9 protein-coding genes are annotated in these 16,273 nt (G+C 63.0%); 5 read left to right on the plus strand and 4 right to left on the minus strand.

Translation table 11 applies throughout. From position 1 onward, the window contains the following. Positions 1 to 118: 118 nt before the first annotated feature. On the plus strand, positions 119 to 604 hold the full coding sequence (locus C4Q27_RS23355; RefSeq protein WP_064490781.1) for an isochorismatase family protein: 486 nt from the start codon (positions 119 to 121) through the stop codon (positions 602 to 604). Positions 605 to 630: 26 nt separating this feature from the next. Here C4Q27_RS23355 and C4Q27_RS23360 read toward each other — a convergent pair whose 3' ends face one another. Further along, positions 631 to 3,402 carry an amino acid adenylation domain-containing protein gene (locus C4Q27_RS23360; RefSeq protein WP_064490780.1) on the minus strand — a complete coding sequence of 924 codons (2,772 nt, stop codon included), beginning with the start codon at positions 3,400 to 3,402 and terminating at the stop codon, positions 631 to 633. 214 nt (positions 3,403 to 3,616) lie between these two features. Next, positions 3,617 to 4,315 carry a pirin family protein gene (locus C4Q27_RS23365; RefSeq protein WP_010953491.1) on the minus strand — a complete coding sequence of 233 codons (699 nt, stop codon included), beginning with the start codon at positions 4,313 to 4,315 and terminating at the stop codon, positions 3,617 to 3,619. Positions 4,316 to 4,500: 185 nt separating this feature from the next. On the opposite strand from C4Q27_RS23365, the gene C4Q27_RS23370 reads away from it, so the two are divergent. Next, on the plus strand, positions 4,501 to 7,005 hold the full coding sequence (locus C4Q27_RS23370; protein ID WP_104887410.1) for a UvrD-helicase domain-containing protein: 2,505 nt from the start codon (positions 4,501 to 4,503) through the stop codon (positions 7,003 to 7,005). Between the two features lie 6 nt (positions 7,006 to 7,011). Here the strand turns inward: C4Q27_RS23370 and C4Q27_RS23375 are convergent, their stop codons facing one another. Next, the gene (locus C4Q27_RS23375; RefSeq protein ID WP_371919360.1) at positions 7,012 to 11,901 is read right to left on the minus strand and encodes an NEL-type E3 ubiquitin ligase domain-containing protein; all 4,890 of its coding nucleotides are present in this window, start codon (positions 11,899 to 11,901) and stop codon (positions 7,012 to 7,014) included. 182 nt (positions 11,902 to 12,083) lie between these two features. On the opposite strand from C4Q27_RS23375, the gene C4Q27_RS23380 reads away from it, so the two are divergent. The 3 genes from C4Q27_RS23380 to C4Q27_RS23390 all read left to right on the plus strand — a co-directional run bounded on the left by C4Q27_RS23380 (position 12,084) and on the right by C4Q27_RS23390 (position 15,443). Beyond that, the gene (locus C4Q27_RS23380; RefSeq protein ID WP_010953494.1) at positions 12,084 to 13,010 is read left to right on the plus strand and encodes an alpha/beta fold hydrolase; all 927 of its coding nucleotides are present in this window, start codon (positions 12,084 to 12,086) and stop codon (positions 13,008 to 13,010) included. A gap of 75 nt (positions 13,011 to 13,085) precedes the next feature. Beyond that, positions 13,086 to 13,505: a VOC family protein gene (locus C4Q27_RS23385; RefSeq protein ID WP_003250810.1), complete on the plus strand. Its 420-nt coding sequence runs from the start codon at positions 13,086 to 13,088 to the stop codon at positions 13,503 to 13,505. A 261-nt stretch (positions 13,506 to 13,766) separates the two neighbouring features. Continuing rightward, entirely contained in the window at positions 13,767 to 15,443 is a 1,677-nt protein-coding gene (locus C4Q27_RS23390) for an MFS transporter (protein WP_020193582.1), read from the plus strand. A 238-nt stretch (positions 15,444 to 15,681) separates the two neighbouring features. Here C4Q27_RS23390 and C4Q27_RS23400 read toward each other — a convergent pair whose 3' ends face one another. Continuing rightward, a complete protein-coding gene (locus tag C4Q27_RS23400; protein ID WP_104887412.1) occupies positions 15,682 to 16,251 on the minus strand; it encodes a hypothetical protein in 570 nt (189 codons plus the stop codon). Between the last annotated feature and the right edge of the window lie 22 nt (positions 16,252 to 16,273).

The raw sequence follows: 16,273 nt of genomic DNA on the forward strand, positions 1-16,273 counted from the left end.
GCAACAGCCCCCTTTTCCCGCGCAAGGGGTCGCCGAATGTTGCCCCGGGCTTGTCCCGCGACCACGGCAGTTGCTTCGCGTTATACTCCGCGCCTTTTGCCCGTGCCGGAATCCGCTCATGCGCCAGGTTTTGCTCATCGTCGATGTTCAGTCCACCTTCAGCCCGCCCGAGTGGCTGGTCGATGGTTTGCGGCGGTTGTCAGCGAACATTCCCACCATAGCCTCGGTCGAGTTGCACGATGAACAGGTCACGCCGTTCGAGCGCCAACTCGGCTGGCACCCGGCGGCCGAGGACGAGAGCCTGGTCGAGGCCGACCAGGTGTTCGTCAAGCATGGCTATGGGCAAAGTGCCGAAGCTATCGACTACATCCGGCAACTGGGTGTAGAGCGGGTGCTGGTGTGTGGGTTGCAGACCGAAACCTGCGTGCTGGCCGCCGGCTTTGCCCTGTTCGATGCAGGGCTGATGCCCACGCTGGTGACAGACATGACAATAGGGTCGTCGCTGGACCGCTCGGGCAAGCTGGGGACTGACCTGTGGAAGCACCACTTCCGCCAGGTCACCACCTCGGCCGAGGTGCTGGCTGAACTGGCCGGACGCGAGTAGTGCATGCGCTGGCGGGTCATCTTCGTTCAGGCAGAGGTGGCGCGTTCAGCTGTATCGGCTCCACGCGCCTGATGCTGCTTGCGCCTGCGGGTAAACAGCAGACGCAACAGGGTGTTCCAGCAATAGCTCACCAGTACCCCTCCAGCGAGTGCCAGGGCTATCTCGAACAGCGGGTGCCTGAAAACATGCTCCGCTACCGACTCGAACTGGAAATGCGTCAGGTAGATATACAAGGTTGACGAAGCGATCACCGCACCTGCCCGTGCAACCAGGGCGGGTACCGGCACCGAGCGGAACCAGACAAGTGCCAGCATCGCTGGCAGGGCGATGTCGACATAGTGTGTAAACGCTTGCCAGCCAACACCGGCAAGCGCCATCAGGTCCAACTCGCCAACCACCAGCACGGCCACTGCACTGACCACCCATTTGCGTGAGGTCGTGTCGGCATGGTGCACGGCCATGCCCAGTACCATCACCGCCAGGAAGTGCTGGGGCACCCGGTTGAGCAGGGCGCTGGCGTCGAATACGAACTGGTTGAGGAGCACATCCAGCGCCACCAGTGCACAGGCAGCGATGATCAGCCAGCGAAACGGGTCGGCAATCAGCACCTGGCGCACGCGCCTGATCGACAGCACCAGGCCAATGATCACGATCATCTGCACCAACACTTCGATGTACCAATAGTTGAACAGGCTGACCTCGCTGGCGGGGAACCAGTTGGAAACCAGCAGCAGCGATTGCCAGTGCAGCCGGGCGAATACCAGCTGGATCAATGCGCTGTACAACAGTGTTGGCACCACGATGGCTGCCAGTGGCCTGAGCAGCGTGCGTGCATCGCCACGCGCTTCGATGGCCTTGAGCTGAAAGCGCGCCAGGGCGATGCCGGAGACCAGGAACAGCACCGAGGTTTCGCCGAGTATCGGCCAGTGGTCGAAATCACCCAGGTGGCCGACCACAATCAGGATGATGGCGAGCATGCGGATGAACACCGGCATTTCCATTACCCGCCACGCGCCTTTGGGCGGCGCACTCAGCTCGGCCAGCTGGCACACCGGCAGGGTTTCCCAACGTTCAGGCAGGTGACCGATAAGCGCCTCCAGCACACGCGAGGCCTGTACGAACGACAGCGAGTCGCCGCCCAGTTCGACAAAGCTCAACCTGGCGTCCAGGCGCGGTACCTGGAGGATGCGGGCCCAGGCTGTACTCAGCTTTTCGGCCAAGGGTGACAACGGTGGGTTGATACTGTCGTCAAATGCCGCAGGCAGCGCGCGTTTGTCGACCTTGCCGTTGGGGGTGAGCGGCAGGGCATCAAGGAACACGAACAGCGCCGGAACCATGTAGTCAGGCAGCTGGCCGCTGAGGGCCTGGCGCAGTTCGTCAGCACGGATGGCCTGCTGCGCGACGCAATAGGCCACCAGACGGGTCGATGCACTGTCGTGGTTGGCCAGGACCACGCATTGCCCTATGTGCGGGTGACGGCAGATGGCGTTCTCGATTTCCGCCAGCTCGATGCGATGCCCCCGGATTTTCACCTGGCTGTCAGCGCGCCCCAGAAAACGGGCGCTGCCATCGGCCAGATAGGTGCCCAGGTCACCCGTGCGGTAACAGCGGTCGGCCGCGTCAGCGGTGAACGGGTTGGCGATGAATTTGGCTTCGGTCAGCCCCGGGTCGTCCCAGTATCCCCGCGACAGGTAGGGGCTGCGGATCAGGATTTCGCCTGTCTCGCCCTCGTTGACCAGCTGGTTGGCCGGGTTGACCACCAGCAACTGTGCATCGGCAATGCCTTTTCCCAAGGGCACCCGGGCATTGTCCATTTCCGGGTCGAGGGTGTGGAAAGCCATGGCCTGAGGGGTTTCGGTGGTACCGTAGAAATTCACATTGACGGCATTCGGTGCGATGGCGCGGACCTGCTGGTACTGCGTCGGGCTGAGTGCATCGCCACCCCAGAACAGGTAGCGCAGGTGGTCGAGAACCTGGCCGTTCAGGTGTACGCCAGTTTCGATCAGCTTGCCCAGCGGCGGGGTGAGGTGGATCACGCTCACACCGTGCTGGTGAAGCCAGCCGGCCAGCCGTGAGGGATCGGTCAGGGTCGACTGGGCCGGGCAGGCAATGGTCGCGCCCAGCGACAGTGGTGTGAACACGTCGCGGTATACCGGGTCGTGGCCCAGGCCAGAAAGCAGCGAGAAGGTGTCGGCCTGGGTAAAACCGTGCTGGCGCACATGCCAGTCGATGAAGTGCACCAGCGGTGCGTGGTGGGTAACGATGCCCTTGGGCTCACCGGTGCTGCCCGAGGTGAAGGTGATGTAGGCCGGCTGCTCAGGGCTGACAGCGGGCAGCGCGACAGGTTGGCCAGGGAAGGCCTGCAGCGCCTCAGCGGGGGCTTCAGGCACCGTGACGACCATGGGCTGGCCGACGTCGACGGTGGCCTCGGCGCAGCGCAGTATCACCGCAGGCTTCAGGGTGCTGACGATTTGCTCGATACGCGCGGCCGGGTAAGCGGCGTCAGCCACGGTGAAGGCCAGGCCGGCACGCAGGCAGCCGAGCATGGCGTATACCAGGGCGGCGCTGCGATGGGTGACGATGACCACACGATCGGTGCCGCTGGCGGCGTTTTTAACCAGAAACGCGGCAATGCCCGCGCTGATCTGCTCCAGTTGGGAGTAGCTGCAGGTTGTGTGCTGGCCAATGATGGCAATGGCCGCCGGGCAGCGGCTGGCCTGTTTGATGAACGCGTGGTGGATGGGCTGTTCGGCACGGTACGCCAGGCACAGCGTCGGGTTCGGGCGCAGGTCCGGCATGATGATCGAGTGCTCCGCAGGAACGTTGGGCTGGCTGGTAGCACAACGCTAGTGCAGGCTGGCTGATGGCGCCAATGCATGATCGCTGCTTGCGATAGCCGGGAGCTCCAGCGCAGCAAGCCAGCCCCCGCAAAACCCTGCTAACCCGACGGGTTAGCGGTTGTTCCAGGGGAGCCGCCTTGCGCTGCGACATGGGTTGTCACAGGCCTGGTTTTCAGGCCACATCCACGAGCACGATCTCGCTGTCCTCGATGGCGGTCACCCGCAGCACCGCTTCCTGCTCGATCGCCACGCCATCGCGCGCCTTGGCCCGCAATCCGTTGATCTCCACCAGCCCCTTGGCCGGCACCAGGTAACCCCGGCGTTCGGCATCGAAGCGGTACTCGGCGGTTTCTCCGGCTCGCAGGGTAGCAGCCACCAGGCGGGCATCGGTACGGATCTGCAGGCTGTCCTCGTCACCCGCGCGGCCGCTGGCCAAGGTCACGAAGCCCTCACCGCGCTCGCCTTTGGGGAACGGCCGGCTACCCCACTGCGGTGCTTCACCGGTGCGCTCCGGCACGATCCAGATCTGGAAAATACGTGTATCTATATCTTCCAGGTTGTACTCGCTGTGCACGATGCCGGTACCGGCGCTCATGACCTGAACATCACCGGCTTCGGTACGGCCCTTGTTGCCCAGGCTGTCCTGGTGGCTGATCGCGCCTTCACGCACATAAGTGATGATTTCCATGTCGCGGTGCGGGTGCGGCGGGAAGCCGCTGCCGGCTGCGATCAGGTCGTCGTTCCAAACCCGCAGGTTACCCCAGTGCATGCGTGCCGGGTCGTAGTACTCGGCAAACGAGAAATGGTGGTGGGCATCGAGCCAGCCATGGTTGGCGTGGCCGAGGCTTTCGAAGGGTCGCAGTTGCAGCATGGTCGTGCTCCTCAAATCAGTGGAATGACGCCATGATGCGCTATCGAAACATCGAAAATAAGCGTAAATATCGGCTTAAAACAATCTATTTTATAGATGTTTTTGCTGCGACGTTTTATTCGCTTCATCGCCTAATCCACTGATCTGCAAGCATTCGCTGGCGATTTTTTGTCGATGCGGCGAACATGCCTGCTGTTTTGAATTTCAACGGAGTGACCGTGGCCCACGAGCAACCCCTGGCCCCCGCCGACCTTACCCCTCCTGCCCAGTTGCCCTGGTTTCGCCGCCTGGCCGCCCGCCTGCTGGGGCGTGGCCTGACCCGCCTGCAAGCCCAGCACCGCGACTCATGGTTCCTCGGCCACGCCACAGGCCAGCGTACTGGCCATGCCGATGGTGTGCGTGAGGGGTTCGAGCGTGGTCGGGTGGAGGGCTATGAAGCGGGGCGCCAGGTGCTGGTGATCCGCGATACGCGCCCCGACAGCGCCGCCGTGCCAGGCCAGGATGACAACTTGTTCGACGACTGGCGCCTGCCGTTGACGGCCGAGTTGAAGAAGCGCTTCAAGGCCGATGTCGCCCAGCGCCTGCCCGCCGAAGCCCAGCCCAGCGCCGCGCAATGGAAGCTGATCTTCAGTGACACCCCGTCTACCTGCGTGGTGGCAGGCGCCGGGGCAGGCAAGTCCACGTCGCTGGTGCTGCGCATCCTGCTGCTGCGTCATTACCTGGGTTACGAGCTGGATGCGATGACCGTGGTCACCTTCACCCGCGAATCGCGCAAGGACTTCATCAAGCGCCTGCTGCAGGTGTTCGCCCTGTGGCAGATCAACCTGCAGCCTGCGCAGGCCCGCGAGCTGGTGCGCACGTTCCATTCGCGCATCCTGCCGCTGGTGCGCAGCCTGCCGGGCTTCGGCCAGGTGCGTGCATTTGAAACACTGGGCCACGAGATGCCTGCGGGGCGTGAGGCCGAGGCCGACAGCAACCCGTTCGACCTGCGCCTGAACGATGCCCAGCGCCAGCAGCTGAACCAGTGCTACAGCAGCTTGCTGGGCGAGAGCCCGCGTTTTGCCGAGCTGGTCGGCCAGTTGCGCAGCGAAGCCTTGCAACTGAAACCGCTGGACCCGAACAACCCCGATGTGCAAAAGCGCGCACAGGTGACCCAATTGGCCGCCCAGCGCGACGAAGAACTGTGCGACGTGATCGAGGACCTGTGGTTTGCCGCCGGCGTCTGGCCGATCAAGGGCATCGAGCCCTGCCGTGAAACGGTCGATATCCGTGGCAGCCGCTTCCATGTGCATGGCCGCCTGGAAGGCCAGGGGCCTTTGGTGGTGCTGGGCTTCGACCCCGCACAAAGCGCGCAATACCAGCGCCCCGGCGCCAAGCTGACCGTGCGTGCCGAGTGGGCGGTCAAGCGCACACTGTTGCAGGCGTTCTGCGACAGGCCGCTGATCTGGCTCGACAACTACGCCATGGCCAGGCGCCTGGCGGCATCGTTGGCGGGCGATGCCGTGGCCGGTCCTGGCTTCGAGTACAAGGTTAAAGGCGAACTGGCCCCGGCGCCGCTGCTGGATGCGTTCGTCAGTGCGGCCAATTTCATCGAAAACCTGGGGTTGGAGGTGAACAAAGCAGTGGCGGCGATGAGCTTCCCGTCCGGCGATAGCGATGCACTGTTCTTCGAGGCCCTGGCGCTGTACTGGAAGGCCCTGGAAGCGCACCTGCTGGACCAGTCGCCGCCGGTGATGAGCTACAACCGCATGTTCGCCCTGTTTGGCGAGAACAACCCGGAAAACCTGCACCTGCTGCCCGATCCGTTGCTGCGGCCGCTGGCGCACCTGATGATCGACGAGTTCCAGGACGTGTCGCCGCAGATCGTCAGCTGGTTGCGTGCCTGCCTCGCTGAAATACGGCGCCGCGGCCCGGCCATGCACACCGGGCGCCATGCCCAGCATTCGTCGTTGCTGTGCGTGGGTGACGACTGGCAATCGATCTACGGCTGGCGTGGCAGTTCGCCCAAGTATTTCATGGAGTTCACCAAGGCGTTCCCGTCGCCGGCCAACACGCGGGTGATGCTGGTCGACAACTACCGCTGCCAGCAACAGGTGATCGATGCGGCCGAGCACCTGGTCAAGGGCACCCCGGCGATTGCCGGCAAGAAAGCCCGCGCCAGTGGCCCGGCGGCCGAGTTGCCCGGCTCGCCGGTCAAGGTGTTCGACCGTGACGAGGCTGCGTTGGGCGAAACGCTTGTCGAGCACTACCAGCGGGGTGAGACGGTCATGATGCTGTACCGCAAGGGCAGTGACCGAGCGTTGATGAACGAGCACCTGCAAAGCGTGCTGCACGCCGAGGCGGCGCTACCGGCCGAACAGCGCCGGCTGCGTCAGCTGACCTATCACAGTGCCAAGGGTTTGCAGGCCGATGCGGTGTTCATGCTGGGTGACTGCCAGTACCTGACCAGCTCACCCTACAAGAACCAGGTATACCGCCAGGCTGGGCTGGGCAAGGCAGGTGATGCCCAACCGTTCGATACGGCACAGAAGGAAGAAGTGCAGCGCTTGGCCTACGTGGCGGTGACCCGTGCAGTACAACACTGCTATTGGCACGTAGAGGCCGCCAATGGTGACGCCGCAGCGGCCCCACGGGCGTCCAGCCAGGTGGACGGCAAGCAGGCCTTCTTCGAAGACCTGCGCGGGCAGTGAGTGGGGTCAGCGGCCGATTGTTTGCGTCTGGCGGGTGAGGCTGGTCAGCAGACCGGTTTCAACCTGCTGCTGCTCGGCAGTCAGCGCGTCAACGCCCTGGCGATACTGCTGCTCGTTGAGCACCACGCGACGCAGCCTGCCGTCAGCATCCACCGGGCTTTCAGGCATGACCCTGGCCAAGGCTCGTCGCACCGAGCTGTCCAGGGATGTCACCGGCTCGGCGGTTTCATCCAGGCAGTAATAGAGGTAATCAAGGCCTGGCCGCCAGAAGTCGGTGATCAGGCTGAACTGGGCTGCATGCTCTCGTTTCAAGTACTCGACCCAGCCCGGCTGCTGGGTCAACCATTGCTCCCGAGCGGTGGCATCCCTGTCCAGGGAAAGGACCTCAGCTTTCACCATTTCGATGATTGTGTCGTTGATTCTGGCCGTATTGCGGTACAGCATGCCTCGGCTCGGCTCAGGGTAGTCCAGCGCACTGGCCAACGACTGGCGCAGGGCCAAACGTACCTCCACATCGTCCACCAGCCCCGTTTGAAGTTCGCTGTCTGGAAAGGCTGAGGGGTCGTCCAGCTCATCGTAGGGGGGGAGGTTTTCATCGAAGGCCCCGTCGAGCAGCGCCTGTTTGCGCAAGGACCTTCTCCAGCTGATACGATCGGCCAGTTGATTGACCTGACTGCGTCGATACAACTTGCCATACAGGCTCAGTAGATCAGCCGGCCGACTGCCGGCGACGGCTGCAGCTTCGTGGGCCAGCACTTCTATCTCCAAGGCACTGAACGCGTCGGCACCCGCGTCGCCACAGGTTGGCGGGAAGTCGTCGGCCACGGTGGCGAGGCGCTCACGCAGCACGGTGTCGTGGGCAGCTTCATCCAGCAGCTTCCAGACGCGTGCTCTCAGGGCCTCGCCATCACGCTGCGCTTCTGCCGACTGGGCAAGACGTTCGAGTACGCCCAGCAGCGCTGCGTTTTCACCTTGGTCGAACAGCTCGCTCCACAGCTGCTCCTCGGCATTGCTCGCCTCGCCACGGAAAACGCCTTGCCACAGTGGCACGTCTTCTGCGTGTTCGAAGACGTTGACGCCGCTGCTGCCCAGGCGTGCACGTGTCTGGGCTTCCAGGGTGTTGTAGTTGAACAGCCAACGGCGCTCCGGCAAGTGCGCGGCGACATCGCGGGCAAAAGGGGTACGCAGCACACCAGGCAAGTCTGGCAGGGTACGAATGCGGTTGGACGACAGGTTCAGATAGCGCAGTTGGTACTGGGGCTGGCTCATCAGGACGGTCAGGCTGTCGGGCCACTGCTGCAGTTCGCAACGCTCAAGCTCCAGGTGGACAAGACGGGCCATGAAGCGCAGGTCGGGTGCCAGTCGCAGTGGGTTGCCTGACAAGTGCAGTAGTACGGGGTGGATCATGTCCTGAAACTGGGCAGCAAGGCTTTCGTCGAGGGTGATTTGATTATGGGCCAGGCCGAGGGCATCCAGGGGTAAGCGCGTCAGGAAGCCCAAACTGGTGGTGTCGAGTTGCAGCCGGTTGCGGCTGAGCCACAGGAGTCGCAAGCCGGGCATTGCCCCGATGGCCTGTTGGGCGGTGGGTGAAAGGGTGGTCAGGCCATTGTCGGTCAGGCCCAGCTCGCGTAGCCGCGGTGCCGACCTGAGCGCCTCGAACAATGTCTCGGCATCGATGTCCGGGTTGCCGACGATTTCCAGGGTTTCCAGGTTAGGGAAGTTTGCCAGGAAGCTGCCCTCCAGGTGCCGCATCTGCAGCCCCTCGAGCCTGAGATTGCGGATATGCAGCATGCGTGCAGTGAAAGCGGGTAGCGCTTCGAGCTGCATACGGTCCAGTACCAGTGTTTCGGCTTGCGCGCCACCTTCACGGCGGGAAGCGCTCATCAGTCGCTCGGTGCATTGCTGGCGATCAAAGCGCTCTTCAAGGGTGCGGGCGGTGCTTACCCAACGGTTGAGATCTCGGTTGAGAGTACGCTGCTCGACCTCCAGCTGGTTGATCGCGCTACCCAGGTCGCCTCCTCGAGCCAGTTCGGCTTGTAGCCCGGTGATTTGCTCGCTGCTGAGTTCGGGGTAGAGCGCCCGGAGTCGACGTGCAGCCGGCAAGGCTCGTCCCTGCAGGCCTCGGCCGCTCAGGGGATAGCCCAGCTGGCCGTTGGCCAATCGCAAAGGGGAGCGGAACCTGGGGTTGATGGGCTGTTGGCCAAGCAGTGAGGCGCAGTGCTGGCGATCACCAAGGGCAAGTTGCAGCAACCGGGCCGGTTCAGCCTGCGGGTGCGCGGCTTGCAGCGCCTGCTTGATGCGTAGACTGTCGTCGTTGGCCAGGCTGGGCCTGAACAGGCCGAGGAGGGCGCGGTCAAGCCGCGCTCGAGCTTGCAGAAGGCGTGCTTCCTCGGCAACGCGAAGCGGCACCCGGCCGTTGGTCAGGCGTTCCCGTTCGGCGTTGCTGATGTTGGCCAGCAATTCTTCAAGCGCGCTGTCCGGTAGCCCGGGAAACTGCCGGGCGAGGGTTTGTGCAGTGGGTGGGTGGGTGGGACGGCGTCGTTGTTGCAGGCTCTCGAACAGCGCCTCGCGATGCTGTTCCAGGTGTTGCGCGAGCTTGTTGTTCAGTGCGGACGATCGGTGCTCGGTTGGTGTGTCACCGAGCAACTGCTCAATGGCTTCTTCATCCATCTGATCCAGCACGGTCTGGCTCAACTGGCCATTGTCCAGGTCGGTACGGGTAATTTCGATTTCTGTCTGGCCCAGCGTGTGAGGGGGGCCGTAGCGCACCGATTCGCCCCAGGGTTCTGGCCCTTGGTAAACCTTCAGCACGTTCCCCTCGGGCCACCCCGGCAGGCGCAGCAACTCAGGCAAGGCAAAGTTCTTGTACGCAGCCAGCGGCAACCCATGGCGTACGCAGTTGATGATCTGTTGGGTCTGATTGTCCAGTTGCAACCGCTGCAGCGCGTCGAGCAACAAAGCGGGTGGACGCAGGCCCGCTGCTTGGGCACGGCGCAGCACGTCTGGATCGGTACCGGTAGTGCGCATGGCATGGTCCAGTTCGCTGTCGTCCAGGCCTGCACTATGGCTGCCGAGGCGGCGCGCGAGCTGTTCACGTTCCCATTCCAGAGGCTGTTCATGGGCCAGTTGCCAGCGGGCGTTACCATGATGCAGCAAGCGTGGGGCATAGGCCTGCGCATCCTCGGGGTGGCGCACGCGCCATTGCTGATCAGCGCCCTGAAACACTTCGTACAGGGTCCCATCCAGCTTCAGGTAGGTCTTTCCGTCGACGTGCACATGGCCGAGCAAATCGGGTTGAGCCCCCTCAGGAATAGCCGCCGTGCTCGCATAGGGTTTCATGTCGGGGTGCCAAAGCACTTCCTTGTCTTCATGCCATACACTTTTCAGTGCATCGACAAAGCCAGACGCCTGGACGATCCTGGTGCCCACTGCAAAGCCGGCAATCACGCCCGCGTTGATGGCCAATGATTCCAGCTGCGCCAGTGCCTGCCGGGTATCACCTTCTTCCCAGGCCTCGAACCCGGTGAAAACAGAGCTCATCAGGTCGTAAGCAAAAACGCCTAGCATGACCGTGTTCAACCCCGGCACGAAGAACGCGGCGACATTCAGCACGTTCATCCCCAGGTCGAACCAGTACTTCAGACGCTCATTGCGGGCGTTGGCGTCGACTTCGGCGGTAGGGACTGCAATGGTTTTTGCGTCGGCCTTCATGCGCGCAAGGTGTGCGTTGTATAGGTTCGTCCAAGGGTCGGTTCGGATTGGCGAGAGCGTGAAAGGGATCACTGGCATGATTCGGGGTTTGCGTATGCCCGCTTCATCCTCTTCGAACAGCGCAATTTCCAGCTTTACGGCAAGTTCTTTTTGCCTGTCCTTGTAGGCGAAATGCACCAAGGTGCGGCGAAACTCGCTTTGCAATAGCCGGCTGCGCAGGTGCTTGCCCGCTTCCTGACGAGAAGCGAACTCCCTTACCGGGTGCTCGCTGTCGCCAGGGACATACACAATGCAGGGGTTCTTGCGGTAAGGGTTGTCTGGCCCGATGAACAGTATTTCGTGGACGGGGATATCGAAAAGGTTGAAGTGCCAGCAATGCAACGCCTCGTTTTCATAGGTGGGGTGAGACTTGCCGTCGCACAGTTGCCCAAGCGCATCGAGCCCGGCCTCGCTCAGCAGGCCTTTGAGCCTGGCGATCAATGCCTGGACCCTCAAGGCCTCACGGTTCGCTGCAATCGACAGGCGCTGGATTTCAGCGCGATTGGCGCCTTCATGGGTTGCAAGCAGATGGTCTTGATAACGTTTGCCAAGGTCCAGCGCCCGACAATGCCTGACGAAGTCCGCCATCGTCAGGCCTGCCGGGGGCGTGTCGCTGCCTGGGGCGTTGGTGAGCCTGCTGTAGGGGCCGACTTCGTCCAGCCCCTCGAAGTTGTGCAGGGCAGCCTCCAGCAAGCTGCGTGTTTGCGGTTGGCCGACCGGGCGAGTAGCCAGCACATCCGCTTCCTCGTCCGGGACCAAAGGCGTTTCCACATCGGGAACGCCCACCCAGATGTTGGCCTCTGACTCAAAGGGCTGGAACACATACTGCGCGCTGTCTACAGGCACATTCAGCTTCAACCGCTCGGTCAACAGCGGGCCGCAGAACGCGATGATGTCCTTGAACTCGCCCAGCGCCTGTTTGACTTGCGCCAGCCGTTTGTTCCGGGTTTGCAATGCGTTGTGCAACTGCTCACGCGTTGGCTCATCGGCAGTGGCATACCACGCGTAAGGGCTGCCATCTTCATCGAGATATTCCTTGTACAGGCTCTGCACCACTTTGCGTGTATGCGTGGGTTGGAGCGCCTTGCTCCATTTCGGTAACGATCGGGTTATCTGGCTTTGGTGCAACGGTGTCGGGGTTGTCATGGTCACCATCTCTTTTGTGGGGGGAGATAGTCCACGCTGATCAAGGCGCCGGAGTGCGGTAGATAGTTGTTGGCCGCGGTCGGTCCTGCGCATGCGCGGGTCGGTGGGGGGCTGGCAGCGAGGGAGGATCTGCGAGAGGGTGAGGCAGGTCATGGTGCAGGCTTCAGCCAAGGAGAATTGCAATGCGTTCGCTGTGCAGTCCGAAAGACCACCTGCTAGACCTCGATGGCGTTGAAATAGCGGTTCGCACCTGGGGGGCAGAAGACGGTATCCCCATATTGGCCTTGCATGGCTGGCTGGATAACGCTGCCTCGTTCGAGCGCCTGGCACCGATGCTGGACGGCTGCTTCGTGGTGGCCCCCGACCTGATCGGCCATGGCCGTTCTGGCCATCGTCGCCACGACAGCGGCTATTACCTGTGGGAGCATGCCGAAGACATGCTGGCGGTGACCGACAGCCTGGGCCTGGCGCAATTTCATGTGCTGGCCCATGGGATGGGCACTGGTATAGCGTCGCTGCTGGCGGCGATGACCAGTGGCATTGCCAGCATGACCTTCCTCGACGGCATGGGCGCACCGTTCACGGTGGCCGAAGATGATCGCGTGCAGCACCTGGCGCGGGCCTACCGGCTCAAGCGCATGGTACAGCGCAGCCAGTTGCCGGGTTTTGCCGAGCCGGATGTTGGTCGCTTCGACGACCTGGACAACGCCCTGGCGCAACGCCGCGAGCGGCTGGACACCGAACTGTCGGAAGGTGCCGCTCGGCTGCTGGCGCTGCGCGACCTGCTACAGCTGGACGATGGCTATTGCTGGCGCCACGACCCGCGGCTGGTATTGCCCGAACCCATGCCACTGACCGAGCGCGAAGCCTGCGACCTGCTCAGCCAGATCCGCTGCCCGTTGTACCTGCTGTTCGGCCGCCAGGGGGCCTTCACCGGCGAGGCCTTTACCCGGCGTCAGGCCGCCTTGCCCAGCCAGGCGAAAGTCTCCTGGCACCCAGGCGGGCACCACTTCCACCTGGATGCGCCGGACCGGGCGCTGGTCGACCAACTGCTGCGTATCCTGACGCGCCATGAAGGGGGCGTACTGCAACGCTTGGTGAACGAGTAGCTGATTCTGGTCACGCCGGGTGAACCTGGGCTATGGTGGCGAACGTATTCGCAAACACGCCACAGGGAGCCCGGCATGCGGCCTTTCACCATCAAGCACATCGACCACCTGGTGTTGCGGGTCAGCGACCTGCCGCGCAGTGTTGCCTTTTACACCGAACTGCTTGGCTGCACCGTCAGCCGCGTGCGCGAAGACCTGGGTATGGTGCACCTGGCCACGGGCACGGCGATGATCGACCTGGTGACCCTGGATGGCCCGCTGGGGCAGCCAGGCGGAGCGGCACCGGGCGTGGAAGGGCGCAACCTGCACCATTTCTGCCTGCGCATCGAGCCGTTCGACGAGGCCGCGTTGACGGCCTATCTGGAAGCCGCCGGGGTAAAGGTGGAGCCTGCCGAGAAGCGGTATGGGGCCGAAGGCGAAGGGCTTTCGCTGTACTGCTACGACCCGGATGGTAATCAGGTCGAGTTGAAGGGGCCGGTAGTGCCTGGCGGGTGAAACCGCCCCCGCCAAAATCGTCAGCCAACCCGCTATCGCCCGGCACCCCGGTGCTGCGTGTCGTCCAGGCCGCCCTCTCGTGCAGGGCCCGGCGGGTGGATATCCAGCCAATCCCGATTATGCTTCATGAACCTTGCTGCGATCCGAGGCGGCCCGCCTCGTCGTGCTTCGCGCAACCAAAGCAAGCGCCAGGGCCTGGGTGCGACGGTGAAGTGGTTGTGAGGTGCTCCGGCCTATATGACAACATGACGGAGGCAACCCATGGCGGTTCTCGACAGCACATCCACGGGCAGCGCGCCCCAACGCGGTATCACCAAGGAGGAGCGCAAGGTCATCTTCGCCTCGTCCCTGGGCACGGTATTCGAGTGGTACGACTTCTACCTGTACGGCTCACTCGCCGCGATTATCGCCAGGCACTTCTTCGCTGGCGTCAATGAAACCACCTCGTTCATCTTTGCCTTGCTGGCCTTTGCCGCCGGCTTTGCCGTCCGACCGTTCGGCGCCATCGTGTTCGGCCGCCTGGGCGACATGATCGGGCGCAAGTACACCTTCCTCATCACCATTGTCATCATGGGCCTGTCCACCGCAGTGGTGGGCCTGCTACCGGGCTACGCCACGATCGGCGTGGCCGCGCCGATCATCCTGATCACCCTGCGCTTGCTGCAGGGGCTGGCGCTGGGCGGTGAGTACGGCGGCGCGGCCACCTACGTGGCCGAGCATGCGCCCAAGGGCCGACGCGGCTTTTTCACTGCCTGGATCCAGACGACTGCCACCCTGGGGCTGTTCCTGTCGCTGCTGGTGATCATGGCCTGTCGCACCGCCATGGGGACGGAAGCGTTCGAGGCCTGGGGCTGGCGGATACCGTTCCTGCTGTCGATTCTGCTGCTGGCGATTTCGGTGTACATCCGCCTGCAGCTGAACGAGTCGCCAGTGTTCATGAAGATGAAGGCCGAGGGCAAGGCATCCAAGGCGCCCCTGACCGAATCGTTCGCCCGCTGGGACAACCTCAAGGTGGTGATCATGTCGCTGCTCGGCGGCACCGCCGGCCAGGCAGTGGTGTGGTACACCGGGCAGTTCTACGCGTTGTTCTTCCTGTTGCAGACGCTCAAGATCGAGCCGCAGACCGCCAACCTGCTGATTGCCGGTTCGCTGTTGATCGGCACACCGTTCTTCATTTTCTTCGGCAGCCTGTCCGACCGGATTGGCCGCAAGAAAATCATCATGGCCGGCTGCATCATCGCCGCGCTGACCTACTTCCCGATCTTCAAGGCACTGACCGAGTATGGCAACCCTGATGTATTCGTTGCCCAGGAGCAGAACCCGGTTGTGGTGGTGGCCGACCCGGGCCAATGTGCATTCCAGTTCGACCCGGTGGGCAAGGCCAAATTCACCAGCTCCTGCGACATTGCCAAGAGCCTGCTGGCCAAGCGCGCCATCCCGTATACCAATGAAGCGGCGGAACCCGGCAGCGTGGCACAGATCCGCATTGGCGAACGTGTATTGCCGAGCTTTGATGGCAGCAGCCTGGCGGCGGCGGACTTCAAGGTGCAAAGCGAAGCGTTTACCGCAACCCTGAGTGGTGCATTGAAAGAGGCGGGCTACCCGGAAAAGGCCGACCCGGCGAAAATCCACTATCCGATGGTGCTGTTGCTGCTGACCATTCTGGTGATCTACGTGACCATGGTCTACGGGCCGATTGCCGCCTGGCTGGTGGAGCTGTTCCCGGCGCGCATCCGCTACACCTCGATGTCGCTGCCTTACCACATCGGGAATGGCTGGTTCGGCGGCTTCCTGCCGACCGTGGCGTTTGCCATGGTGGCAGCGACCGGGGATATCTATTACGGCTTGTGGTACCCGATCGTGATTGCCGTGATGACGGCGGTGCTGGGGATCTTCTTCCTGCCGGAGACCAAGGATCGGGATATCACTCACACCTGAAGGTCGAGTTTGCCTGTGCCGGCCTCTTCGCGGGTGAACCCGCTCCTACAGGTACCGTGTAGGAGCGGGTTCACCCGCGAAGGGCTGCAAAGCAGCCCCAACAATCTCTGCCCCCCTGCGGCCCCCGTAGGAGCGGGTTCACCCGCGAAGGGCTGCAAAGCAGCCCCAACAATCTCTGCCCCCCTGCGGCCCCCGTAGGAGCGGGTTCACCCGCGAAGAGGCCGGCACAGGCGATCAATCAGTCGAAGTAGCCACGAAGCCCGAATGCATACCCGGTATCCACAGCGGTCGCCTCACCCCGGCTCCAGCGCTTCTTCAGCACGAACTCGAACGCTGGCTCGTACAACCCGTCGCGCACCAGTGCCCCCGCCAGCACCTCCACGTCGTACCAGCCATTGTCCAGCTCGATGATCGGCCGCCCAGGCAGCCGGTAACGCGCCATCAGGTCACCCAGGGTCTTGGGCGTGAAGTGCTGCAGGATGCGCCAGGTGTACAGCATCAGCGCACCGTGCTCGATCCGCAGTACATAGCCATTGCGCCGGTGCTTCAGGCGGCTGCCGGCCTCGCGCAGGGCCGGTGTGTGGTTATCGAGGGTGAAGAGGATGCGGTAGGGCAGGTTGTCGACACCGGCCAGCGGCAGCACGATGCCTTCGCGCACAGCCTGGTCGCCGCTGTCACCGTGGGTGAACGCATGGGCCAGGTCGTCGGGCAGTTGCTGGTCTTGCTTGAAGCGTTCGAGCAACTGGATATCGCCAAGCAGAAAGTAGTCGACCAGGTCGTTGAGCACTTCGCTGAATTCGTGGCGCATCTGTTTTCCTTGTGGGTGCGCA

The organism is Pseudomonas sp. SWI36 (genome assembly GCF_002948105.1).
GTDB lineage: Bacteria > Pseudomonadota > Gammaproteobacteria > Pseudomonadales > Pseudomonadaceae > Aquipseudomonas > Aquipseudomonas alloputida.